Below are 22,324 nucleotides of genomic sequence, written 5' to 3' on the forward strand. Positions count from 1 at the left end.
GATGATCCGTGAACTCATCACCACAGACCGGCCGGCATACGAAGAGGCCCAACGCGAAGCCTTCGGGTTCCCCGCCTCGCTGCCGGTGGGTTTCGATCTCGACGCTGGTTGGCCCCTGGCCCTGGGTGCCGAAGAGGGTGGTCTGCTGGCCGGGAAACTCGCGGCCTACCCCCTGACGTTGCACCTCGGGGGACGACCTCTCGCGGCCAACGGCATCGCGGACGTCACAGTCGCCCCCGAACACCGCGGGCGTGGGCTCGGCCGGCAGCTGATGCGGGAGATCCTTCACCGGGAGCGTACCCGGGGCGTTGTCGCATCGCTGCTGTATCCATCCGTGCCAGCGGTGTACCGCTCCTACGGCTATGCCACGGTCGCAACGCGCGAGCTGATCCGCCTCAGCCCGCTGGCGCTGTTGCGCGCTCGACCAGCGCCGGGCGTCGCGGTGGAGCGGGTCAGCGGGGACGCCTTCGCTGCGGCATATGCAGCTCTGATCGGCCGGATCGACGGCGCGGTCACCCCGCTGCCGCCGCCCGCGTCGGACCAGACGTCGCTGGTGTTCACCCGCGCAGGTGCGGTGGTGGCGGTCCTCCGGACGGCGCGACGGGGAAGCCTGGTTGTCTGTGATCTCCTGCTGGCCCGGGACGAGGAGGCCTGGCAGACCTGTCTTGCGCTACTGGCCACCGAGACCGGTGCTGACCCGATCCACGTCTGGTCCACCCCGCACGACCCTGTCTGGCACTGGTATCCCGCCGGTGTGGAAGTCGTAGGTCGCGCCAACCCGATGCTCCGCCTCCTCAATGTGGCTTCGGCCCTGGAGGCGCGGGGCTGGCCACCAGTGTCCGGTGCCTGGGAGTTCGCTGTCGAGGACCGGCTCCTGCCGGAGAACTCTGGTGCCTACCGGCTAGAGCTCGACGGCGGTGAGCCACACGTCCAGCGGGTGGCCGGGGCACCGTGCCCACCGTCGCCCGTCGGTCACATCGCCGCTCTGGTGGCGGGCGTGCGCCGTGGGGGGCAACCCCAATGGCTGCCGCTGCCTGACGAACTCGTTGCAGCCGCCGCCCTGAGCGACTGGACGCTGCTCACCGGCTTCTGACCACAGTCCATCCCTCACTTCGATTTCAGGAATTATGCGCATCACCACCTCAGCCACCACCCCCGCTCAGGCTCACTACGAGGCGCCGCGTGTCCCCGACCGGTTCGAGCGCTCAGCCTGGTTCCGCGACGCCCGCTTCGGGATGTTCATCCACTGGGGCGTCTATTCGCTGATCGGCGAAGGGGAGTGGGTGCGCTCGCACCAGCGGCTCAGCATGGAGGACTACGAACCATGGGTCGAGCGCTTCAATCCCCAGCACGTCGATTTCGATGAGTGGGCCTCCCTGGCCAAGGCCGCAGGCATGGAGTACGCGGTCTTCACCGCCAAGCACCATGACGGCTACTGCATGTTCGACTCTGTGTGTTCGGACTACACCAGCGCCCGCCGCGCACCTGGTCGGGACTTCGTGGCCGAATTCCTGGCGGCCTTCCGGCGGCATGGCATCAAGGTCGGCCTCTACTTCACGCTCATCGACTGGAGCCACCCCGACTATCCCGCGTACGGGGACTCCTTCCACCCCATGCGCGACGAGCCCCGGTTCGAGGGGGCCGAACATGACTTCGACCGCTACCTCGAGCACCTTCATGCCCAGGTGGAGGAGATCTGCACCAGGTACGGATCGCTCGACATCCTGTGGTTCGATTTCGCCTACGACGACCTGCGCGGCGAGGCCTGGCGGGGCACCGAACTGGTGCAGAAGGTGCGGCAGTGGCAGCCCGACGTATTGATCGACAACCGTTTGGAGGAGAGCGCCGCCGGATTCGGCAGCATCGTGACCGACCGGCCCAGCGCCTACTGCGGTGACTTCGTCTCGCCGGAGCAGCTCGTGCCACCACGGGGCATCGTCGGGTTCGACGGCGCGCCCGTGCCGTGGGAGGCCTGCATCACGCTCAACAACCACTGGGCGTGGCACCACAGCGACGATCAGTTCAAGCCTGCGCCGACCGTCGTGCGGAAGTTGGTGGAGGTCGTCAGTAAGGGCGGCAACCTCCTACTGAACGTGGGGCCGGACGGGGATGGGTTGCTGCCCCCGCAGACCGGCGAGATCCTCAGGGAGGTCGGGGCGTGGGTACACGCCAACGAACCCAGCATCCGCGGCGCGGGTGCAAGTGCCCTCCCGAAACCTGAATGGGGGAGGTGGACCCAGCGGGGCAACTTGCTGTACGCGCACGTCATGGAGCAGCCGATCGGTCCGATTCCGTTGTCGGGCCTGCACGCCGAGGATATCGCTGCTATCCGGTTGGTGGTCGGGGGCCGTGAACTGCCGCTCGCTCAGAGCTGGGTGATTGAGGCGTTCCAGGAACCCTTCGTCTCGCTGGGGGAGGAGCCTGCGTTCACCTACCCGCTGCCCGATCCCGTCGACACCGTGCTGGAGATTGAACTGAGATGACCGCTTCGGACCGCATGATGCCTGACAGCCAGTTCGCCATGGTCGGCTGCGGCGCCCGTGCCGTCATCGGGCGGCACATCAACGAGCTGAACCCCGGTGCGGCGATCACGCACGCCGTCGACCCCACCGAGCAGGGCCTCCGGCGGGCGCGCGACCTCTTCGGCGACAGCGTCGCCACCTTTGCGAGCACCGAGGACCTGCTGGCAGCGGCCCCTCCTCTGGCAGGCGCCGTGGTCTGCACACCGGATGGCACGCACGCTGAGGTAGCGGGCAAGCTGCTGCGTGCGGGCGTTCCGGTTTATCTTGAGAAGCCGATGGCGGTGACCCTGGCGCACGCAGACGCCCTCCTCGAAGCCGCCGCCCAGAGCGGGACCAAGCTGTACGTGGGTCACAACATGCGCCACATGGCTGTCGTGCGGATGATGAAGGAGATCATCGATGACGGGCTCATCGGTGCGGTGAAGGCGGTGTGGTGCCGGCACTTCGTCGGCCACGGCGGCGACTACTACTTCAAGGACTGGCACGCCGAGCGGGAACAGAGCGGCACGTTGCTGCTGCAGAAGGGGGCCCATGATCTGGACATCATCCACTATCTCGCCGGCGCTTCGAGCGAACTCGTCCAGGGTTTGGGCGCCCTCGTCGTTTACGGCGACGTGACCGACCGGCGGGACAACTCGGGCCGGATCATGCCGGATTGGTTCTCCCACGACAACTGGCCACCGCGAGCCCAGACTGCGCTCAATCCGGTCATCGACGTCGAAGACATCTCAATGGTGCAGATGCGCCTGTCGAACGGTGTGCTCGCCAGTTACCAGCAGTGTCACTTCACGCCGGACTACTGGCGCAACTACACCGTCATCGGTGACGCGGGGCGGCTGGAGAACTTCGGCGACGGCGAGGGCGGCGTCGTGCGTGTCTGGAACCGCAGGCACGACTACGCGCCGGAGGGCGACCTGGAGTTCCCCATCGTGGGCGACAAAGGTGGCCACGAAGATGCCGACCTCCTGACGATGGCCGAGTTCCTGCGCTTCCTCGACGGGGCCGACACCGTGACCAGCGCACTGGCCGCACGCGATGCGGTAGCGACGGCGGTGACCGGCGCTGCGTCCCTGCGCGCCGGGGGTGGGGCCCTCCTGGTGCCTCAGGCCGGTGGGGGCGCCTGACTAGAGGAACGACAGGTCGGTATGGGCGACGGTGTAGCCCTCCGAGCGCAGGTCGTCAGCCACCTCGTCGGCGTACTCGCCGGGCAGCACGAGGGCGTCACCCCGGAGCGAGGTGATGTCACCGTCGTACTTGAGGATCAGCGACTTGGGGAACCACTCCAACATCCGCGCCTGCAGCCAGGTGGGGTAGTAGCGGTCCGCCACTCCGGGGATGGCATCAGGTCTGAACGGCTCCGCGAGATCGATGTCGTCCATCTTCATGCCCAGGTTCTTCTCGACCAGGTACTGGTACTCGTACGGGTCCATCAGTTCCTTGAACTCCGCCCATGTGGTGGCGTTGTTCAGCGCCCGGCGGATGCGGGCGACTTGGTGAGCCTCATCGCGCCGTGCGAAGACTGCCTGGCCGAACTCGTTGTTGGTCGTGTACAGGATCTCCATGGCCACTCCTCGTCACAGCGTGCTCGTGTGGCTTCCAGGCTAGTCCGCTCCAGCAGAGAGCGGTGCCCGACAGCGCCGACCGAGGGTGGGAAGGGGGTCAGCTGGCGACCAGGATCTCGCAGTCGTCGCACCACCGCGTGGCCAGCGACACCCGGATGAAGCACGACGGGCAGACGAGGCCCGTGGGGGTGACGCGCTCGGCGTCGTACTTGACGGGAGCCTTTGCCTTCGGCGCTGCCGCCGCACGGGGAGCCCGCGTGGCTGCTGCCGCTGCCGGGGCCTGAGCCTTCACCGGGGCTGCCTTGGGACGGGTCAACCTGTTGCCCATGGGATCCAGTTCTGCCACAAGGCCTTCGGCGGCCTGGGCCGCGTCGTCTGCCGTGATCTCCTGACGCCACCACCACGAGACTCGGTGTTCGGCCTTGTGGGCCGCGTTCATCAGGTTGTTGATCTTGGCGGGGCCACCGTCCGTGGTGGACGGAGAGACGACGGAGTAGTCGCCGTGCGTGTTCGAGACGCTGGCCAAATCATCCGTGTGGCCGAGGTAAACCACCTTGTCGGCCACAACCCAGGCGAAAAGACCGGGGCCGGCGGCCGTGGACGGCTCCACCACAAGCTGGCAGAACGGACCGGCCTTTGGAGCTATCGGAATGCGGAGGTCCCAGTCTGTCACCTTGACCTTCGACGGGGTGAATTCAAGTTCCTTCAATTGCTCCGTGTGCCGCATGCCGCTTCCTCCCGCAACGGCGATCTTTGGATCGCCGTCTTCACGATAAACCGCGAGGTGGGGTCGCGTCATCCTGAGGGCGTGTCGGATGTTCGTTTCAGACGGTGTGTCGGCGGATGATTTCCAGGAATGTCGGATTCGGTTGAGCGTTCGGATGAATCTCCTGCAGCGCCCGCAGCGCCTCGGCGGCAGGCACGCCCAGCGCCTCAGCGGCGTAGAGGGACGCCACCGTGGGGGTCCGCGACTGCCCGGACACGCAGTGGATCAACACCGTCAGCCCCTCGGCCCGCAGAGTGGCCACCATGCGGGCAGCCTCCGTGAGCACATGCTCGAGGTGCGGGTTGTCCTCGTAACCGCGGTCTGACAGCCAGACCTCGATGCGGTTGTCCGGCGCGATCCCCTTGGCCAGCTCGTCCGCGTCCGAGGGCCGGCAGAGCGAGACCACCGCGTCGATGCCCTCAGGTGGCGTGGATCCGGCGCGGTAGCCGCCCACGAAGAGGCCGCTGTCGAGCGGGTGCTGGAAGAAGTTGTCCAGGCCCGATTGCACGGTGTAATCGGCGGGGAAGATCTGCGCGGCCATCTCCTTGAGGTCCTTCGCGCGGAGCCCCGGCCAGCCGTGGAGGCGTCTGGTCCACTCCAGGGGAATGGCCGAGTAGCCCCACCGGGCGCCGAGCAGCCCGCCCGCGATGGCCGCGACGGTGTCTGTGTCGTGTCCGACCCTGACCGCGTTCTCCAACGCCAGGCGGAAGTGATCAGCCGGGTCATCCTCGGGGACCGGCGTCTGCACGATGGCGGCGTAGGCCGCCTGCAACGCGTGCACCGTCCAGCCGTTCTTCGAGAACGTGGCCGGGGGCAGCGTCTCCGCCTCGTCGAGGCGCTCCGCCCAGTAGTTGCGGCGCTCCTTCGGGATGTAGTGGAGCGCCTCCCGCACGCCGTCGAAGTTCTCCAGCTGGACGGCGTGGGCGATGGCGATCGACCAGATCACGCACGCGTCGCCCGCAATGGGGTCTGCGTGCGTCAACTCCGCGATGCGCCGTGCCACGCTCGCCACGATGAGCGGCGTGGTGTCGAACAGCGCGACGGGAGCCGTGCGCATGAGGGCGCCGTTGCCCGCGCTGCGGGTGGGATTGGCGGCGAAGTACCGCCGCGCCGCCTGCGTCAGGTCGTCGGCGTAACCGGCGTCTGCCATGCGCATGACGGCGCGGGTCTGGACACCCACGTCCGGCGGGTTGCTGGCGATCCAGGCCCCGAAGTTCGTGGCGATGGCGTCGCGGGCCTGAGCCGTGCGGGGATCCATCCGCTGGTTGAAGACGTGCGCGATACACACCGCCATCGACGTGTCGTCCGTCCACTCGCCGGGGGCGAAATCGCCCAGCCCGCCGCCGATCATGCCCACCGGCGCATCCGGGGCAAGCGGGGGCCCGAACTCGTAGCCGGCGCCCAGCGCATCCCCGACGGCGGTGCCGACGAGCAGGCCCGCGGCCCGGTCCCGCGAGACGTGGAACGCCCGCTGGGGGCGCCAGGCCAGGGAGGCGGCGAGCGCCCCGGGCAGGTCGTGGCCGAGGACCTCGACGAGGCCCCGGGCCGTGGCCAGGGCAGCGGCCTCGATGTCCTCCTCGCGGCCGCCCTCGATGCCGATCCACCAGTTCGGCATGCCGTCATCAGGGCGGGTGAAGCCCAACTGTTCCAGCGCCGCGCACTGTTCCTCGGTGAGCTGCACGTCCTCGTCGTCGATGTAGGAGTTGGACTCGATCTCAATGATCAGGTCGTCCCCGTCCGAGGCCATCTGGTAGTACCCCCAGACCAGATCGATGACCTTGCTGTCATCGGTGCCGTGCACCTCACGTAGCAGACCCGCGATCGCATCGCGTAGGTCCAGGATGTTCTCAGTATTCAAAGCCGTCCTCCTTGCCCCCGTTATTGGCTTGTGTTTCCACGGTAGGGCCGGCGTCTGACATTTCCTCTCGGCGCTCGGCACTGCGTCCTTCTCCCGGGTCGGGGCAGCGTCGACGACGGGGGACCGCTATGTTTCTTGTACCACGACACAAGGGGGGTGCCTGGTGCCACCGAAGACACAGCGGCCGCCGCTGCCGGACGTCGGCCAACCCCTCGTGCAGACGCGTGACCTGAGCAAGATCTTCCGCGTCGGCGACTCCCGGGTGGTCGCCCTGAACCGGGTCAACCTCACCATCCCGCGGGGCAGCTTCACCGCCGTCGTGGGCACCTCCGGTTCCGGCAAGTCGACGCTGCTGAACATGCTCGGCGGCCTCGAGAAGCCGACGGCGGGCGAGGTGTTCGTCGCCGGCCAACCGCTGCACAGGTTCAGCGAGTCCCAACTGGTCACCTACCGCCGCGAGCAGGTGGGCTTCATCTTCCAGTCCTTCAACCTGCTGCAGTCGCTCACCGCACTCGACAACGTCGCGATGCCCTTGAGCTTCCGGGGCATCCCGAAGCGCACCCGGCAGGCGCGCGCCCGGGCGATCCTCACGCAACTCGGGCTCGCCGGGCACCTCCATCACAAACCCAGCCAGCTCTCCGGCGGCCAGCAGCAGCGCGTCGGCATCGCCCGCGCCATGGCCGTCCAGCCCACCCTCGTCTTCGCCGATGAGCCCACCGGCAACCTTGATTCGCGCACCTCCGAGGAGACGCTGCGCCTCTTCCGCGCCGTCATCCAGCGCTTCCAGCAGACGTGGATCATGGTCACCCACGACCACCACCTGGCTTCGTTCGCCGACACGATCATCAGCATCGGGGACGGCCGCATCACCGACATCTCCCAGACGGAACACGCCCAGACGGGCCCCGTCGTCACTACCCAGAAGGTCGCGCCATGAAGATGATCCACCGCCTCATGCTCGTGCTGATGATGGTGTCCAGCCTGAGCCTCATCCCGCTCGCCAGCGCGGCGGGGGACCCCACCACGGACGGTGGCGTACAGGGCGACGGCGGCACCGAGGGTGCGCCGTCGGGCGAGCCACCCGCGCCTCCCGTCGTCGTGCCGGGCGTGTCCACGCCCCGCGTGATCCTGTCGGGGTTCACGACGAACCCGGCGGAGGTGCAGGCCGGCGACGACTTCCAGGTCACCTTCACGCTGCGCAACACCTCCACGAAGACGCGCGTGCAGAACATGAAGGTCACGCTGACGTCGGCCGACGCGGCCTTCCTGCCGGCCAACGGCTCGTCGTCGCTGTACCTCAGCCGCATCGGTGCCGACCAGATCGAGTCAGGCACGATGAACTTCCACTCGCTGCCCTCCCTGGAGGAGAAGCCGTACCAGCTGACGATCAGCATCGAGTACGAGGACAGTCAGGCCAACGCCTACTCGGCCCAGGAGACGGTCTCCATCCAGGTCAAGCAGAACATCCGCGCGGATGCGTCGGCCCCGCAGTTGCTGCCGCCGCAGTTGACGATGGGTCAGGACGCCTCGCTGACCTTCAGCATTTTCAATCAGGGCAAGACCAAGCTCTACAACGCCAAGGCCTCCATCGCCGAGGGCCAGCCCATCGTCGGTCAAGAGGTGTTCGTCGGCACTGTCGACGCCGGGGCCAGCGGAGCCGTCGACATGACGGTGCAGGCGGTGGAGGAGGCCGCCGGGCCGGTGACCGTCACCGTGTCCTATGAGGACGTTGACGGCAACGTGAGCACCATGGACAAGACCCTCGAGGTCGCCGTGATGGCACCCATGCCGATGGAGGAGCCGGGCCAGTGGGAGGAGCCCATGCCGGAGGAGGGCGCGGGTTTCCCCTGGATCCCGGTGCTTGTCGGCGGCGGCCTGCTCCTGCTGTTCCTGATCATGACGGTGCTCGCCGTCCGGCGTCGCCGGCGCAGGCGCGCCGAGACGGAGGACATGGAGTCGCTGGCGGCACTCGGCGACCCGCTCATCGGCGCGGAAGTCCGCTGAGCTCTCGATGCGTTGGTCCGATCTCCTCGCAACGAGCTTCGCGAGTCTGCGTCAGCGACTGTTCCGCACGTCGCTGACGGTGCTGGGCGTGCTCATCGGCACCACCGCGGTGATCGTGATGGTGTCGCTGGGGGTGGGGCTCTCGTCGAGTTTCACGGCCCAGTTCCAGAACATCAACCTGCGCCAAGTGTCCGTGAGCGGGGCCCCGGCGCCCGAACAGGTGGGCGTCGGCGGGCCCACCAAGATGAACGAGGCCATGCGCACCTTCCTGGCGTCGACGCCGGGTGCGACGGCCGTGTGGCCCGTGTACCTGGCCGACCTGGAGATCAGTGTCGGCACCACCAAGCAGTACCTCCAGATTCAGGGCCTCCCAGCCGAAGCCTTCCCGGAGATGGAGTTCGAGCTCGCGTGGGGCGAAATGCCGCAGCAGGGCACGTTCGGCCTGCTGCTGGGCGACAAGGTGGACGAGCAGTTCTGGGACCCGATGACCGGCATGCCCATGGACATCGACTTCAGGACCCAGACCCTCTTCGGCACGGTCACCACCTGGGGGGAGTACGGCCCCGTGCCGATCGACGGCGCCCCGGCGCCCGGCGACGACCCGGCGGCGCCCCCGAAACCTGCGAAGCGGCACATCCTGCCTGTCATCGGCGAACTCCACAGCGACCTCGCGGAAGACCAGTGGGGACCGTACTCGACGTCGGTGTGGGCGGATCTCGACGGCATGATCGAGTGGCTACGGAAGGCGATGCCGGGTAAGGCGTTGCCGAACCAGCCCGCCACATCGGACGGGAAGCCGCTGGGCAAGGACTTCATCTACACCGAGTTCAAGGTGCTGACAGACAGCCCGGAGGACGCGGAGGCGGTGCTCAACACGCTGCGGGACCAGGGCTATCAGGCATATGCGGAGATCGAGTGGATCCGGCAGTCGCAGGAACAGGGGCTGATCATCCAGGCGGTGTTCGGCGGCATCGGTTTCATCTCGCTGCTGGTGGCGGCCATCGGTATCGCCAACACGATGATGATGAGCGTCTACGAGCGCACCAGGGAGATCGGCATCATGAAGGTGATGGGAGCCGCCCTCGGCGACATCCGCAAGATGTTCCTGATCGAGGCCTCGAGTATCGGCTTCTTCGGCGGCCTCATCGGGCTGTTGTTGTCGCTGGGCGTCTCCGCGGTGCTGAACGCCACCCTGGGATCGCAGATGGTCACCGGTTCCGAGGGTGGCCAGGTGTCGATCATCCCCGTGTGGTTGATGGTGGGGGCCGTCGGCTTCGCCACCCTGATCGGCACCGTCGCCGGCGTGCTGCCGGCGCAGCGCGCGATGAAACTCAGCCCGCTGGCCGCCATTCGCGCCGAGTAGGGGACCGTCACCGCAATTCGGAGGGAGATGCCTGCCACATCCCGTTCTCCACGGGCGAGGTGGCTGGAACCTCCCTCCGAGTTCCAGTCTGTGCCGGGTGGCCGTCAGCCGAGTGAGTCGACCTCGAGCATGTCGGTGACCAGCGCGGCGATCTGCGAACGCTCGGAGCGGGTCAGAGTGACGTGAGCGAAGAGGGGATTGCCCTTCAGCTTCTCGATCACAGCGACCACTCCGTCGTGGCGACCCACCCGGAGGTTGTCCCGTTGGGCGACATCGTGCGTCAGCACCACCCGCGAGTTCTGTCCCACCCTGGACAACACCGTCAGGAGGACGTTGCGCTCCAGCGACTGGGCCTCGTCCACGATGATGAACGCATCGTGCAAGGACCGGCCGCGGATGTGCGTCAGCGGCAGCACCTCGATCATGTCCTGTTCGAGCAACTCGTCGATGACGTACTTGTTGGTGACCGCAGACAAGGTGTCGAACACCGCCTGACCCCAGGGCTGCATCTTCTCTTCCGCGCTGCCCGGGAGGTAGCCGAGCTCCTGACCACCCACCGCGTAGAGCGGCCGGAAGATCATCACCTTGGTGTACTTGCGCTGCTCCAGCACGGCGTCCAGGCCCGCGCAGAGCGCCAGCGCCGACTTGCCGGTGCCCGCCCGGCCGCCCAGGGAGACGATGCCGATGGAGTCGTCCATGAGGATCTCGAGTGCCACCCGCTGCTCTGCGGAGCGGCCGCGGAGGCCGAAGACCTCGCGGTCGTGCTTGATGAGCTTCAGGTCCCCGTTGGGCAACTTGCGGGCCAGCGCCGACGAACCAGGGGCATTGACCACCACGCCGGAGTGGACGCAGATGTCGTCTGCGGCCGCTGTGGTGAGCACGCCGCCGGAGTAGAGGGAATCGACGTCCTCAGAGGTGACGGCGACCTCCGCCATGCCCGTGTGCCCGGTGTGGACCGCCAGGTCGTTGCGGTACTCCTCGGCGGCGAGCCCCACGGCCGCTGCCTTCACCCGCAGCGGCACGTCCTTGGTGACCAGCACCACGTCGTGGCCCTCGTTGGCGTAGTTGAGCGCGACGGCGAGGATGCGGGTGTCGTTGTCGCCGAGGCGGAAACCGGGCGGGAGCGCTTCCTCGTTGCTGTGGTTCAACTCGACCCGCAGGTTTCCGCCCTGGTCGTTGGTGGGCAGCGGGGTGTCGAGACGGCCGTGTTCGACGCGGAGGTCGTCGAGGAGGCGAAGTGCTGAACGGGCGAAGAAGCCCAGTTCGGGGTGGTGGCGTTTGGCTTCGAGCTCCGTGATGACCACGATCGGCAGGATGACGTTGTGCTCCTTGAAGCGCAACATCGCCTTCGGGTCTGAAAGGAGGACGGAGGTGTCGACGACGTAGGTCTTGATGGCCGTGATGGGCTGCGCAGCGGTGGGGGAAGTCTGCTGGTCTGACAGGTTGAGCACGTTTGCTCCCTTCGCGGGGGCGACGCTCTTGCCTGCCCCCGTCCTGAGGTCAGGGGACCGGATCTTCAGTGATGGAGCGATTCTCCATGCCTAGACAGTAACGCGCCGGCGGGGCAACGGGAAGACCTGAATGACAATGGTGTGATTAGGAATCCCGCGCCGGTGCCGAGACCAGCCTGAACTGGACGCGGTTGTCGCCGTGCGCCGTGTCGATGCTGCGGTTCACCACCGCTTCCGCCTGCGACCACACGTCAGTGGTCGGGTCGAGCACCGCCAGGTAGACCTGGTGCTCCGCGAGCGACCGGACGGCGGCCTGCACGTCGTCGTCCGTCACCACCAGGTGGTGCGTCGGGCCGGGGCCGTTCTCGAAGTGCCAGACGTTCCTGCCCGCGAGCGCCTCGATGGTCGCTTCGCCGACGGCCATGTGGTCCGCCTGGTTGGGCATGCCGGGTTCCCACTGTGGGCCCCGGTAGGTGGAGACGACGACGTCGATGGGGTGGGATTCGGTGGCGTGGCGGATGGCGTCGGCGAGGCCTGGGGTGTCTGCCAGCCTGCCGTCTGGGAGGTCGAGCCAGATCAACCTGCTGACGCCCACATGGGCGGCCGCGCGGCGCTGCTCCTCCTCGCGGAGCGGGCCGGCCTCGGCCGGCGACATCCCCTGGATGCCGGCCTCGCCGCTGGTGGCCAGGAGGTAGGTGACCTGCTTCCCCTCGCGCGTCCACCTGGCCACGGCAGCTGCGATGCCGTACTCCGGGTCGTCGGGATGCGCGACGACGACCACTGCATGATTCCAGCTGGTGGGAAAGAGGTCCGTCATGGAGCCAATCTACCGGCGGCACGTGGCATGGGGATCAGAAAATGGCCAGCCCGATGGCGATCGCGTGGAGCACTGCGGCGACGATCGTGCAGGCATGGAACACCTCGTGGAAGCCGAACCAGGTGGGCGACAACTGCGGCCGCTTCGTCCCGTACGCGAGGGCCCCCACCGAGTAGACGAGCCCGCCGCCCAACAGCAGTAGCACCACCGCGGGGCCGCCCTCCGCCCAGAACTGGTTGAGCCACCCGACGGCTGCCCACCCCATGGCCACGTAGAGCAGCGTGTAGAGCCAGCGGGGCGCCGACAACCAGGTGACGCGGAAGAGCACCCCGAGCACGGCGATCGACCAGATCAGGATCAGCAGGGCCCAGCGGGAGCTGCCGTCCAACAGCGCGAGCGTCAGGGGGGTGTAGGTGCCGGCGATGAAGACGAAGATGTTGGAGTGGTCGATGCGGCGGAAGATCGCGTTGGTCCTGTCGGACCAGTTCCCGCGGTGGTACACGGCGCTGGTGCCGAAGAGCTGCACTGCGGCCAGCGTGTAGACGGCGGCGCCGATACGGGCCGTGAGGTCCGGTGCGAAGGTGGTGAACGCCAGGCCGACGATGAAGACGATGGGCGACATCCCCAGATGCAGCCATCCCCGCAGCTTCGGCTTCGTGCCCGCCATCCTCGGCGGCTCGCCGCCCTGGATGGGGGCTTCCGCCCTGGGCCGTTCGCTCGGCTGCGGGGTGGTTCCGGTGCCTGCTTCGACGGTGGAGGAGTCGTTCATGGTCAGACCTACGCTTCCGTAACTTACGCAACCGTAGGTTAACGCGTTGCGCGCCCATTTCCAACACGATTCCATCACTCGAGCGTCGGCGTCGCCCGGCAGACGCGCTGGCCGTCCTCCAGATGGGGTCGCCCCCTCCTTTGGCGGGGTCACGTCATCTGTAGGACACCTGCCGGGTTGGTTGGGGGAGGCGTACCTGCCGGGCCCTTGACGCGATGCCCTAGGCTTCTCGCATGTCACTTGCGCGCCCGCTCAGCGAGCGGTGGTGGCCGCCCAAATGGCTGTACGCCACCTACGAGCGCGGCGTGCTGGACAAGCTGGACAAGGCGTCGCTCCCCCAACACGTGGCCGTCCTCGCCGACGGTAACCGTCGGTGGGCCCGGATGAACGCACCCGGTGAGCCCCTCGTCGCCGGTTACCGGGCGGGCGCGGCCAAGCTCCGCGAGTTCGTGGAGTGGTGCGAGGACGCCGGCATCAAGGTCATCACGCTGTGGGTGCTCAGCACCGAAAACCTCAGCCGTGGTGAGGAGGCGGAGCTCGCCCCGCTGCTGCAGGTCATCCAGGACCTCGTGCGCGGCCTCGCCGCCCGGAAGCGCTGGCGCGTGCAGGTGGTGGGAGCCCTTGACCTGTTGGATGACGAGTGCGCCCAGTCGTTGCGCGCGGCCTCCGCGTCGACGGAGGACATCGCCGGCATGGTGGTCAACGTAGCCGTCGCCTACGGCGGCCGCCACGAACTGCGCGACGCCGTGCGCTCCCTGCTCGCCGAGAAGGCTTCACAGGGCGCCACGCTGGAAGAGGTGGCGCAGACGCTGGAGATCGACGAGATCTCCGAACACCTCTACACGAAGGGTCAGCCGGATCCCGATCTGATCATCCGTACCTCCGGTGAGCAGAGGCTCTCGGGCTTCCTGTTGTGGCAGTCGGCGCACAGCGAGTTCTACTTCTGCGAGGCGTTGTGGCCGGATTTCCGCCGCGTCGACTTCGTCCGCGCGCTGCGGGCCTACGCTCAGCGTGAGCGTCGCTTCGGGCGCTGAACCCGCGTGCGGCTGGGCGCAGGTGGCTGTCGGAGGCGGCTGCTGGGTAGGGTGGCGCGCATGGCTCGCAACCCGAAGGCCCGCGGCAGGGACATGATCATCTCCTTGGCGGTCATCGCTGTTCCGGTGCTGCTGGTCATCATCTTCTTCACCTCCACGCCCAAGGAGGAGGTCGACCCCATCGATCTGGGCCCCTTCATCACCCGGGCGGAGGCGGAGTCGCCGTTCCCGGTGCTGGTGGCCGACAACCCGGGGGAGGGGTGGCTCCCGGTCCGCGCCGCCTGGGCCCAGAAGGGCCAGCCGTGGATTACCACGGAGCCCGCGGTGGGTTACTCGTGGCAGGTCGGCTACCTCTCGCCGGACGAGATCTACTACGGCGTCCTGCAGCGCGACGAGTCCGCCCGGGAACTGGTGCGCAGCGGCACCCGCGAGGGCAACGAGATCGGCGAGGAGACGAGGCTCGCCGGCCGCGACTGGTCCCGCTACGAGAGCAAGGACGGCCGCACGCGCAGCCTCGTCAACGAGCAGGACGGCGTGACGACGGTGGTCTCGGCGGACACCGACTTCCCGGAACTCGAGGCCTTCGCCTCGACCCTCGTGGAGCGATAGCCCCTCAGTCGGCCTCGCGGGCCTTCGCCACCTGCTCCTTGGCGCCGTCGAGGAACTCCTGACAGATCTTCGCCAGTTCCTCGCCGCGCTTCCACAGCGCCATCGAATCGGCGAGCGACGCGCCGCCGGATTCCAGCTTGCCGACCACGGCGACCAGTTCGTCGCGGGCCTGCTCATAGGTCAGCTTCTCGTCAGCCATCGTCTGGCTCCCTTCGATACATTCAGGACGTCGGTTCGGGCGTGACCCGGGCGACATCGAGGGCCAGTTCCCCGTCGGCCAGGTAGGCGTGGATGCGGGCGCCGACGGTGGTGTCGGCGATGCTGGACACCGAGGCGTGGGCCTCGTCCACCAGAACGGCGTACCCGCGCTCCAGCGTCCGCTTGGGGGAGAGCGCCCGGATGGTGCTGACGGCTGCCCGGAGGTCTGATTCCTCGTCGCGGAGCCGGCGGCCGATGGCGGATTCCAGACGGTGGCGCAGCAGCGACACCCGCTCGACGTGGGCGTCGAACGCACTGGTGGGGTCCACCATGACGGGGCGCGAGCGCAGCGCGTCCAGCACCTGCTGCTGGCGGGTGAGCACGCCGTCGACGGCGCGGTGCAGCCGCTGGAGAGCCTGGGCGACACCGGCCTGCTCCGCCGCGTGGTCCGGCACCACGTGCTTGGCCGCGTCCGTGGGGGTGGAGGCCCGGTAGTCCGCCACGAAGTCGACGAGCGGGAAGTCGCGCTCGTGCCCGATCGCCGTGATCACCGGGGTGCGGGCCGCGTGGACCGCCCGCACGAGCCCCTCGTCGGAGAAGCTCAACAGGTCTTCCAGGGAGCCGCCCCCGCGGGCGATGATGATGACGTCGACCTCCTGGTCGGCGTCCAGGGCGGCCAACGCCGTCATGACGGATTCCGCCGAGCTGACGCCCTGCACCAGCGCGTGCCGCACCCGGAGGTGGGCGCCGGGCCAGCGCCGCTCAACGTTGGTGATGACGTCGCGCTCCGCGTCGGAGTTCTTGCCGGTGACCAGCCCGATCACGCGTGGCAGCAGCGGGAGGCGGCGTTTGCGGTGGGCCTCGAACAGGCCCTCAGCCTGGAGCTTGCGCTTGAGTTGTTCGAGCTGCGCCAGCAGGCGACCCTCGCCGGCGACACGGAGCTCCAGGCATTCGTAGCTCAGTGTCGAGTTGCGGTCCCAGACGCGCGGCCGGATCCGGGCCGTCACGCGGGAGCCCTCCGGGATAGGACCGGCAGCGTCGAGGACCAGCGTGGAGGCGGTGACCTGGCAGGACATGTCGGCGATCCGGTCGCGGAACGTCATGAACTGGGTGGGGGCGTTGCGGCGCTTGATCTCCACCACCTGGGCGTCGACCCAGATCTCACCGCACCGGTTCACCCAGTCCTTGACCGCCCCGATCACGCGGCCGAGCGGCTGCGGTTGTTCCGGGGAGCTGGTCAGTGCCATGCGGGCAACCCTAGTGGGCGCCGGCGTTGCGGTCCCACGTGCCGGCGTTGACGGTGGCGTAGAACGTGCCGTGAATGACGTTGCCCGGCTCGACGGGGTGCTCCATGGGGACGGCGACCGTGAGGTCGATGACACTCGCCGCCCGCACGTACTGGAAGTCGGTCTTGGTGAGTTCGTTGCGACGCACCTGCACGTCCTCGACGACGGCGCCCATCAGCAGCGTCGGCCCCGCCTCCTCGGTGGTGATGGAGGAGGCCTGCAACCCCAGGAGCGACGGCGACACCATGGAGCGGGGCTCCATCAGCATCGAGCCGACGCGGGCGGCGTCGGAGGCCTTGAACGCCTCTTCGTCGGCGAACACCAGCACGTCCATGGCCAGCGCGCCCACCTGCAGTTCCTGGATGATCGAGAAGCCGCCGCCGGGGGCGAGGTCGTGCTGCTCGTAGGCGATGGGGTCGTCGACCATGGCGAGGAACTGGGTGAGCAGCTCGCCGTCCTCGCCCTGCGAGTACACGGCGACGCGCGCCAGGAGGTCCGTGAACCGGATCACCTGGGCCCGGTACCGCGTGTCCGAGCGGAGCCCTGCGGACACGTTGACCGCCTGCCCCTTGCGCTGCACGAAGGCCACGCGGGCGCCGCTCGGGTCGGTGTAGGCGCCGATCAGTGCGAAGCCGGGGGCCTTGTTGACGCCCCTGACCCCACCGTCGAACGCAGCCTTGGTGAGCGCCTCCATGGAGGTGAAGTCGAATCCGACGGCGTGCAGCTGAGGCGATTTCATGGGCCCAGGCTACCGAAGCGGGGGTATTTCCTATTTCACCTAGACTAAGAGGCATGACTGCCACCAAACGAGTCGTTGTCGCTGCGCCCCGTGGTTACTGCGCGGGCGTGGACCGCGCCGTGATCACCGTTGAGAAGGCCCTCGACCTGTACGGCTCACCCGTCTACGTGCGCAAGGAGATCGTGCACAACCGCCACGTCGTTGAGGACCTCCAGGCGCGCGGCGCGATCTTCGTCGAGGAACTCGAAGAGGTGCCGCCGGGTTCCACCGTGGTGTTCTCTGCGCACGGCGTCTCCCCGGCGGTGAAGTCGGAGGCGGCCGAGCGCGGTCTGAAAACCATCGACGCCACGTGCCCGCTGGTCACCAAGGTGCACCACGAGGCCAAGCGCTTCGCGACGGACGGCAAGACCATCCTGCTCATCGGCCACCAGGGCCATGAAGAGGTGGACGGCACCATGGGCCACGCGCCCGAGCAGACCATCCTGGTGCAGCACCCCGACGATGTCGCCGGGCTGGACCTGCCGGATGACGCGAATGTCGCCTGGTTGTCGCAGACCACCCTGTCCGTCGACGAGACCATGGAGACGGTGGGCCGGCTGCGGGAGAAGTTCCCGCTCCTGATGGACCCCCCGTCGGACGACATCTGTTACGCCACGCAGAACCGCCAGCTCGCAGTGAAGCAGATCGCCGGCGGCGGCTGCGACCTGATGATCGTGGTGGGGTCGGCCAACTCGTCGAACTCCGTGCGCCTCGTGGAGGTCGCGCTCGAGGCCGGGGCGAAGGCCTCGCACCGCGTCGACAACTACAGCGAGATCAAGCCCGAATGGCTCGACGGCGTGGAGACGGTGGGCGTCACGTCCGGCGCCTCCGTACCCGACAACCTGGTGCAGGGCGTGCTCACGTTCCTCGAGGAGCAGGGCTACCCCGTCGCTGTCGAGGAGCGCCTGACCGAGGAGACGCTGCAGTTCGCGCTGCCGCCGGAACTACGCAAGGACCTGCGCCGCGCAGTCAAGCACTGACGCTGAGGATGGGGGCCGCCGGGAGACCGGCGGCCCTTTCCATGCCCGGACGACCGTCTGGTCAGACCAGGAAGGTGAAGTAGGGGGAGTCGTAGGCGATCTCCTCGGTCTTCATGCCGCACTCGTCGATGCGCTGGAGGAGGAAGCGGTAGTCGCCCGGGCTGCCCAGCTCGACGCCCACCAGCGCGGGCCCTGTCTCCTTGTTGTTGCGCTTGACGTACTCGAAGTAGGCGATGTCGTCCTCGGGCCCCAGCACGGAGTCGAGGAACATGCGCAGCGCGCCCGGCTGCTGCGGGAACTCCACCAGGAAGTAGCGCTTGCGGCCCTCGTGGATGAGCGAGCGCTCCACCACGTCTGCGTAGCGCGAGACGTCGTTGTTGCCGCCGCTGACCAGCACCAGCACCCGGGAACCCGTCGGGATCTGCACCCGCGGGCCCACCCCGCCGGTGGGGAGGGCGGCCGCGGCGAGGGCGCCGGCCGGCTCCGCGATGATGCCGTCGGTCTGGTACATGTCCAGCATCTCGGTGCAGATCTGGCCCTCGGGGACGCGCGCCAGCTCGATGCGGGCCTCGCGGATGGCCTGGAAGGTGAAGTCGCCGGCCCGCCGCACGGCCGCGCCGTCGACGAAGGTGTCGATGTTGTTGAGGGTGACGGGCCGCCCGGCAGAGATCGCGGCCGCCATGCAGGGCGCCCCCTCCGGTTCGACGCCGATGATCCGCACGTCCGGGTGTACCGCGCGCAGCCACGCCGAGCAGCCGGCGACGAGGCCGCCGCCGCCGATGGGCAGCACCACGACGTCCGGGACGAAGCCGAGCTGGTCGAACGCCTCGACCATCAGTGTCGCCTGGCCCGCGGCGGTGCGCGGGTCGTTGAACGCGGGGACGAGCACCATGCCCTGGCTGGCGAGCCGGACGGCTTCCTCCGAGGCCTCGTCGTAGGTGGCGCCGTGCAGCACCAGGTCCACGTACTGGCCACCGATCTTCTGGATCCGGTCACGCTTCTGGCGCGGCGTGGGGTGGGGCACCACGACGGTGGCATGGATGCCGAGGGCCGCGGCGGAGAACGCGACGCCCTGGCCGTGGTTACCGGCCGAGGCGCAGACGACTCCGGCGGCCTTCTCCTCCTCGTTGAGCTGGCTCATGAGGTTGTAGGCGCCGCGCAGCTTGTAGGAGCGCACGGGCTGCAGGTCTTCTCGCTTGAGCCAGATCTCGGAGCCGGTGGCGGCTGACAGCCGCTCATTGAGCTGCACGGGGGTGTGCGTGACGATGGCCGACAGCCGTTCGACGGCGTCGGGAATGGACTCGGCAAGGTCGGCCAGTGTGCTCACCCGGACCATTGTGTCACTCTGCGGTCGCCGTGGACGTGGGTGACGTCGCCGGAGGGCCGGATCGCGGGGCCTTTGGGGCATACCCGGAGTGGGACTCAGGTTTTGTCTGAGGCGGCTGATTAGCTGTGAGGCATGGAAGCACTCGCCATCCTTTTCGGTCTCTTCGCCCTCGTCCTCGGCCTGGTCGGCGGATTTCTGCTGGGCCGCCGCAGTACCGCGGCCGCAGGCGCCTCAGACGCGGCCGCCCGTGAGCAGGAGCAGCGCCAGTTGATGCAGGCCCGCGATGATTCCGCGCAGGCCCGGGCAGACGCCAGCCGCGCCCGCGAGGAGGCTGCCATGGCCAAGGCGGAGATCGCCCAGGTCCTCGCCGGCAAGGCCGAGCTGCGCGCCGTCGCCGCGGACGCCCAGCGGTTGGTGGCCGAGGCCCGGGGCGAGACCGCCAGGGTGCAGGCGCTCGTGGCGGCGGCAGAGGCGGAGCGCGACGCCGCGGTCCAGAAGGCCAAGGAACAGGCGGCAGACCGCGAGGTGCTCCTCAACCAGTTCAAGGTGCTGTCCTCGGAGTCGCTGGAGAAGCACGGCAAGGCCGCAGATGTCGTGGCGGACCAGCGGATGAAGGCCACGGAGCAACTCGTCGCCCCGCTGGCCGACGGGCTGCGCCAGATGCAGGAAAAGTTGCAGGCGGTGGAGAAGGACCGCGTGCGGATGGCCGCTGAGCTGGCTGAGCAGGTCAACACCGTGCGCATGTCGGGGGAGGCCATCCGCAAGGAGACCACCAGCCTCAGCCAGGCCCTGCGGACCCCCCAGGTGCGCGGAGCGTGGGGGGAGAGCAGCCTCAAGCGCATCGTCGAGATCTCCGGCCTCGTGGAGCGCTGCGATTTCGACACCCAGCAGAGCTACACCTCCGACGACGGCCTGTTCCGCCCTGACCTGCGGGTGAACCTCCCCGCCGGCAAGGTGATCTTCGTCGACGCAAAGGTGCCGCTGTCTGCGGTGCTCGAGGCGTACAACACCGAAGACCCAGAGGCCCAGAAGGGGCACTTCGCCTCCTTCGCCCGGCACGTCAAGACCCACATCGACCAACTCGCCGGCAAGAACTACTGGCAGCTGGATCTGGGCTCGCCGGAGTTCGTCGTGCTGTACCTGCCCTCGGACGAGTTCTACCGCTTGGCCATGGAGCAGCTGCCTGACCTGCATGACTACGCCACGCGCAAGCACGTCGTGCTCGCCTCGCCGGGGCTGCTCATCCCGCAGCTGCAGATCGTGGCGAACGGCTGGAAGCAGGTGGCTCTCGCGGAGACGGCCGGGGAGATCTCGAAACTCGGCCGCGAACTCTACGAGCGGCTCGCCACCCTCGGAAAGCACTTCGACAAGCTCGGCAATTCGCTGCGCAGCGCCGTGACGAACTACAACAGCGCCGTCGGTGCGCTGGAGAGCCGCGTCATGGTGTCGGCCCGCCGGTTCCGCGACTACGAGGTCGCCTCCGAAGACCTCACGGAGCTGAAGGGCGTGGAGTTGACCACCCGCCAGGTGACGGTCACGGAAATGCTCGACTACGAAGACCTACGCGAGCGGGAGCGCACGCTGCTCTCGTCTGAGCAGACCCTGCTGGACCCGCCGGTTCGCCAGCTTCCCCGTCGCACGGATGCCGGCTGAGGCCCGGCGCCACCCTTGGTCGCACGCCCATCGGGCTGGGGCTATGTTTGACGCCATGCTCAGCACCGCCCAGGACCACATCGCAGATCTCGCGGAGTTCGTCACCGCATCGCCCACCAGCTATCACGCGGCCAGCACGATGGCAGTGCGGCTGCGGGAGGCGGGCTTCGAGCAGTTGGACCCGCGTCGGCCTTTCGACGGCGTCGCCGGCAAGCGGTTCATCCAGCGCGACGGCGCCGTTGTCGCCTGGGTCGCCCCCGATGAGGTGGCCGAGGGCGCCGGGTTCCGCATCGTCGGCACCCACACGGATTCGCCGTCGTTCAAGATCAAGCCGGGTGACCTGGTCCGTTCGGCGGGCTGGGTCCAGGTGGGCGTGGAGGTGTACGGCGGGCCGCTGCTCAATTCGTGGCTGGACCGCGACCTCGGCATCGCCGGCCGCCTCGTCACCCGTGATGGGCAGAGCCACCTCGTGAAGAGCGGACCCATCGCCCGGATCCCACAGTTGGCCATCCACCTGGACCGCGGCGTCAACGACGCGCTCAAGCTGGACAAGCAGCAGCACATGCAGCCCGTGGTCGCCGTCGACCTGAAGCAGCCCGTGAAGGAGCATCTCGCGGTGCTGGCGGGCGTCGAGGCCGAGGAGGTCGCCTACCACGACCTGTACCTGTTCGATACCCAGCGGCCCGCCGTGATCGGGGCTGAGGAGGAGTTCTTCGCCTCGGGACGCCTGGACAACCTGTCCTCCACCCACGCGGGCCTCACGGCCTTCGAGTCGCTGGAGGTGGGCTCCGACGTGTCCGTCCTCGTCGCCTTCGACCACGAGGAGGTGGGCTCCGCCACCACCACCGGCGCCGGCGGGCCCCTCCTGCAGGACGTCCTGGAGCGGATCGCGGCCGGCTACGGGCTGGGCCTGGACGCCACCCGCGCCATGTTCGCTCGGTCCAGCTGTGTCTCGGCGGATTCGGGGCATCTGGTCCACCCCAACTATGTGGGCCACCACGACCCGATCAACCACCCGCAGGCCAACGGCGGCCCGCTGCTGAAGATCAACGCGAACCAGCGCTACGCCACGGATGCGGTGGGCGCGGCACTCTGGCTGGACGCCTGCGCCCGGGCCGACGTGCCGACGCAGCCGTTCGTGTCCAACAACTCGATGCCCTGCGGCTCCACCATCGGGCCCATCACGGCCACCCGGCTGGGCATCACCACCGTCGACGTGGGTATCGGCCTGCTGAGCATGCATTCGGCGCGCGAGCTGTGCGGCGTCGAGGACGCCTGGTTCCTGGCCCGCGCGATGGAGTCGTACTACGCGGGCGGTGCTGCGGCCTGAGGTCTCGGGTGGCGCCG

Annotated in this window: 21 protein-coding genes; 11 read left to right on the plus strand and 10 right to left on the minus strand. The window is 68.3% G+C overall.

What is annotated here, in order from left to right; all coding sequences use genetic code 11:
• Position 1: 1 nt before the first annotated feature.
• The 3 genes from eis to J7D54_RS03370 are packed head-to-tail and all read left to right on the plus strand — an operon-like array spanning position 2 to position 3,646.
• Positions 2-1,093, plus strand: coding sequence for an enhanced intracellular survival protein Eis (gene eis, locus J7D54_RS03360; RefSeq protein WP_182762129.1), 1,092 nt, complete (start codon positions 2-4; stop codon positions 1,091-1,093).
• 34 nt (positions 1,094-1,127) lie between these two features.
• Positions 1,128-2,483 (plus strand): alpha-L-fucosidase, encoded by a 1,356-nt coding sequence (locus J7D54_RS03365; RefSeq protein ID WP_182762127.1) that lies wholly within the window; start codon positions 1,128-1,130, stop codon positions 2,481-2,483.
• On the plus strand, positions 2,480-3,646 hold the full coding sequence (locus J7D54_RS03370; protein ID WP_182762126.1) for a Gfo/Idh/MocA family protein: 1,167 nt from the start codon (positions 2,480-2,482) through the stop codon (positions 3,644-3,646). Before J7D54_RS03365 ends, J7D54_RS03370 begins: the two co-directional genes overlap by 4 nt.
• Here J7D54_RS03370 and J7D54_RS03375 read toward each other — a convergent pair whose 3' ends face one another.
• The 3 genes from J7D54_RS03375 to J7D54_RS03385 all read right to left on the minus strand — a co-directional run bounded on the left by J7D54_RS03375 (position 3,647) and on the right by J7D54_RS03385 (position 6,708).
• Positions 3,647-4,084 carry a hypothetical protein gene (locus J7D54_RS03375; RefSeq protein WP_182762124.1) on the minus strand — a complete coding sequence of 146 codons (438 nt, stop codon included), beginning with the start codon at positions 4,082-4,084 and terminating at the stop codon, positions 3,647-3,649.
• Positions 4,085-4,181: 97 nt separating this feature from the next.
• The gene (locus tag J7D54_RS03380; RefSeq protein ID WP_182762122.1) at positions 4,182-4,811 is read right to left on the minus strand and encodes a hypothetical protein; all 630 of its coding nucleotides are present in this window, start codon (positions 4,809-4,811) and stop codon (positions 4,182-4,184) included.
• 97 nt (positions 4,812-4,908) lie between these two features.
• Positions 4,909-6,708, minus strand: a complete 1,800-nt coding sequence (locus J7D54_RS03385) for an ADP-ribosylglycohydrolase family protein (protein WP_209455200.1) — start codon at positions 6,706-6,708, stop codon at positions 4,909-4,911.
• Between the two features lie 163 nt (positions 6,709-6,871).
• Here J7D54_RS03385 and J7D54_RS03390 point away from each other — a divergent pair, with 163 nt between their 5' ends.
• The 3 genes from J7D54_RS03390 to J7D54_RS03400 are packed head-to-tail and all read left to right on the plus strand — an operon-like array spanning position 6,872 to position 10,075.
• Positions 6,872-7,645, plus strand: coding sequence for an ABC transporter ATP-binding protein (locus J7D54_RS03390; protein WP_233120700.1), 774 nt, complete (start codon positions 6,872-6,874; stop codon positions 7,643-7,645).
• Positions 7,642-8,712: a COG1361 S-layer family protein gene (locus J7D54_RS03395; RefSeq protein ID WP_182762120.1), complete on the plus strand. Its 1,071-nt coding sequence runs from the start codon at positions 7,642-7,644 to the stop codon at positions 8,710-8,712. Before J7D54_RS03390 ends, J7D54_RS03395 begins: the two co-directional genes overlap by 4 nt.
• A 7-nt stretch (positions 8,713-8,719) precedes the next feature.
• The gene (locus tag J7D54_RS03400; RefSeq protein WP_182762118.1) at positions 8,720-10,075 is read left to right on the plus strand and encodes an ABC transporter permease; all 1,356 of its coding nucleotides are present in this window, start codon (positions 8,720-8,722) and stop codon (positions 10,073-10,075) included.
• Positions 10,076-10,179: 104 nt separating this feature from the next.
• Here J7D54_RS03400 and J7D54_RS03405 read toward each other — a convergent pair whose 3' ends face one another.
• The 3 genes from J7D54_RS03405 to J7D54_RS03415 form a co-directional block, all read right to left on the minus strand.
• Positions 10,180-11,418: a PhoH family protein gene (locus tag J7D54_RS03405; RefSeq protein WP_209455248.1), complete on the minus strand. Its 1,239-nt coding sequence runs from the start codon at positions 11,416-11,418 to the stop codon at positions 10,180-10,182.
• A gap of 253 nt (positions 11,419-11,671) precedes the next feature.
• The gene (locus J7D54_RS03410) at positions 11,672-12,343 is read right to left on the minus strand and encodes a PIG-L deacetylase family protein (RefSeq protein ID WP_182762116.1); all 672 of its coding nucleotides are present in this window, start codon (positions 12,341-12,343) and stop codon (positions 11,672-11,674) included.
• A gap of 34 nt (positions 12,344-12,377) precedes the next feature.
• Entirely contained in the window at positions 12,378-13,010 is a 633-nt protein-coding gene (locus J7D54_RS03415) for a hemolysin III family protein (RefSeq protein WP_182763313.1), read from the minus strand.
• A gap of 335 nt (positions 13,011-13,345) precedes the next feature.
• On the opposite strand from J7D54_RS03415, the gene J7D54_RS03420 reads away from it, so the two are divergent.
• Entirely contained in the window at positions 13,346-14,146 is an 801-nt protein-coding gene (locus tag J7D54_RS03420; protein ID WP_182762114.1) for an isoprenyl transferase, read from the plus strand.
• A gap of 60 nt (positions 14,147-14,206) precedes the next feature.
• Entirely contained in the window at positions 14,207-14,755 is a 549-nt protein-coding gene (locus J7D54_RS03425) for a DUF4245 domain-containing protein (RefSeq protein WP_182762112.1), read from the plus strand.
• A 4-nt stretch (positions 14,756-14,759) separates the two neighbouring features.
• Here J7D54_RS03425 and J7D54_RS03430 read toward each other — a convergent pair whose 3' ends face one another.
• Genes J7D54_RS03430 through J7D54_RS03440 form a run of 3 tightly spaced genes read right to left on the minus strand, consistent with a single transcriptional unit; the run spans position 14,760 to position 16,978 of the window.
• Positions 14,760-14,954, minus strand: a complete 195-nt coding sequence (locus tag J7D54_RS03430) for an exodeoxyribonuclease VII small subunit (protein ID WP_182762110.1) — start codon at positions 14,952-14,954, stop codon at positions 14,760-14,762.
• 22 nt (positions 14,955-14,976) lie between these two features.
• The gene (gene xseA / locus J7D54_RS03435) at positions 14,977-16,200 is read right to left on the minus strand and encodes an exodeoxyribonuclease VII large subunit (RefSeq protein WP_182762108.1); all 1,224 of its coding nucleotides are present in this window, start codon (positions 16,198-16,200) and stop codon (positions 14,977-14,979) included.
• A gap of 10 nt (positions 16,201-16,210) precedes the next feature.
• Complete coding sequence (locus J7D54_RS03440; protein ID WP_182762105.1) at positions 16,211-16,978, minus strand: hypothetical protein; 768 nt, start codon at positions 16,976-16,978, stop codon at positions 16,211-16,213.
• Between the two features lie 53 nt (positions 16,979-17,031).
• On the opposite strand from J7D54_RS03440, the gene J7D54_RS03445 reads away from it, so the two are divergent.
• Positions 17,032-17,997 carry a 4-hydroxy-3-methylbut-2-enyl diphosphate reductase gene (locus tag J7D54_RS03445; RefSeq protein ID WP_182762104.1) on the plus strand — a complete coding sequence of 322 codons (966 nt, stop codon included), beginning with the start codon at positions 17,032-17,034 and terminating at the stop codon, positions 17,995-17,997.
• A 61-nt stretch (positions 17,998-18,058) separates the two neighbouring features.
• Here J7D54_RS03445 and ilvA read toward each other — a convergent pair whose 3' ends face one another.
• Positions 18,059-19,333, minus strand: a complete 1,275-nt coding sequence (ilvA, locus tag J7D54_RS03450; protein ID WP_182762102.1) for a threonine ammonia-lyase IlvA — start codon at positions 19,331-19,333, stop codon at positions 18,059-18,061.
• A 123-nt stretch (positions 19,334-19,456) separates the two neighbouring features.
• Between ilvA and rmuC the strand changes: the two genes are divergently transcribed.
• Both rmuC and J7D54_RS03460 read left to right on the plus strand, forming a co-directional pair.
• A complete protein-coding gene (rmuC, locus tag J7D54_RS03455) occupies positions 19,457-20,977 on the plus strand; it encodes a DNA recombination protein RmuC (protein ID WP_245244109.1) in 1,521 nt (506 codons plus the stop codon).
• 55 nt (positions 20,978-21,032) lie between these two features.
• Positions 21,033-22,307 carry a M18 family aminopeptidase gene (locus J7D54_RS03460; protein ID WP_245244111.1) on the plus strand — a complete coding sequence of 425 codons (1,275 nt, stop codon included), beginning with the start codon at positions 21,033-21,035 and terminating at the stop codon, positions 22,305-22,307.
• Positions 22,308-22,324: the final 17 nt, after the last annotated feature.

Origin of the sequence: Tessaracoccus sp. MC1865 (genome assembly GCF_017815535.1) — a bacterium.
Taxonomy (GTDB): domain Bacteria; phylum Actinomycetota; class Actinomycetes; order Propionibacteriales; family Propionibacteriaceae; genus Arachnia.

Bases quoted from the DNA above. Each gene is read 5' to 3' on its own strand.
- eis (WP_182762129.1), top strand. From the start codon at position 2: ATGATCCGTGAACTCATCACCACAGACCGGCCGGCATACGAAGAGGCC.
- J7D54_RS03365 (WP_182762127.1), top strand. From the start codon at position 1,128: ATGCGCATCACCACCTCAGCCACCACCCCCGCTCAGGCTCACTACGAG.
- J7D54_RS03370 (WP_182762126.1), top strand. From the start codon at position 2,480: ATGACCGCTTCGGACCGCATGATGCCTGACAGCCAGTTCGCCATGGTC.
- J7D54_RS03375 (WP_182762124.1), bottom strand. From the start codon at position 4,084: ATGGAGATCCTGTACACGACCAACAACGAGTTCGGCCAGGCAGTCTTC.
- J7D54_RS03380 (WP_182762122.1), bottom strand. From the start codon at position 4,811: ATGCGGCACACGGAGCAATTGAAGGAACTTGAATTCACCCCGTCGAAG.
- J7D54_RS03395 (WP_182762120.1), top strand. From the start codon at position 7,642: ATGAAGATGATCCACCGCCTCATGCTCGTGCTGATGATGGTGTCCAGC.
- J7D54_RS03400 (WP_182762118.1), top strand. From the start codon at position 8,720: ATGCGTTGGTCCGATCTCCTCGCAACGAGCTTCGCGAGTCTGCGTCAG.
- J7D54_RS03405 (WP_209455248.1), bottom strand. From the start codon at position 11,418: ATGTTGCGCTTCAAGGAGCACAACGTCATCCTGCCGATCGTGGTCATC.
- J7D54_RS03410 (WP_182762116.1), bottom strand. From the start codon at position 12,343: ATGACGGACCTCTTTCCCACCAGCTGGAATCATGCAGTGGTCGTCGTC.
- J7D54_RS03415 (WP_182763313.1), bottom strand. From the start codon at position 13,010: ATGGCGGGCACGAAGCCGAAGCTGCGGGGATGGCTGCATCTGGGGATG.
- J7D54_RS03420 (WP_182762114.1), top strand. From the start codon at position 13,346: ATGTCACTTGCGCGCCCGCTCAGCGAGCGGTGGTGGCCGCCCAAATGG.
- J7D54_RS03425 (WP_182762112.1), top strand. From the start codon at position 14,207: ATGGCTCGCAACCCGAAGGCCCGCGGCAGGGACATGATCATCTCCTTG.
- J7D54_RS03430 (WP_182762110.1), bottom strand. From the start codon at position 14,954: ATGGCTGACGAGAAGCTGACCTATGAGCAGGCCCGCGACGAACTGGTC.
- xseA (WP_182762108.1), bottom strand. From the start codon at position 16,200: ATGGCACTGACCAGCTCCCCGGAACAACCGCAGCCGCTCGGCCGCGTG.
- J7D54_RS03440 (WP_182762105.1), bottom strand. From the start codon at position 16,978: ATGAAATCGCCTCAGCTGCACGCCGTCGGATTCGACTTCACCTCCATG.
- J7D54_RS03445 (WP_182762104.1), top strand. From the start codon at position 17,032: ATGACTGCCACCAAACGAGTCGTTGTCGCTGCGCCCCGTGGTTACTGC.
- ilvA (WP_182762102.1), bottom strand. From the start codon at position 19,333: ATGGTCCGGGTGAGCACACTGGCCGACCTTGCCGAGTCCATTCCCGAC.
- rmuC (WP_245244109.1), top strand. From the start codon at position 19,457: ATGGAAGCACTCGCCATCCTTTTCGGTCTCTTCGCCCTCGTCCTCGGC.
- J7D54_RS03460 (WP_245244111.1), top strand. From the start codon at position 21,033: ATGCTCAGCACCGCCCAGGACCACATCGCAGATCTCGCGGAGTTCGTC.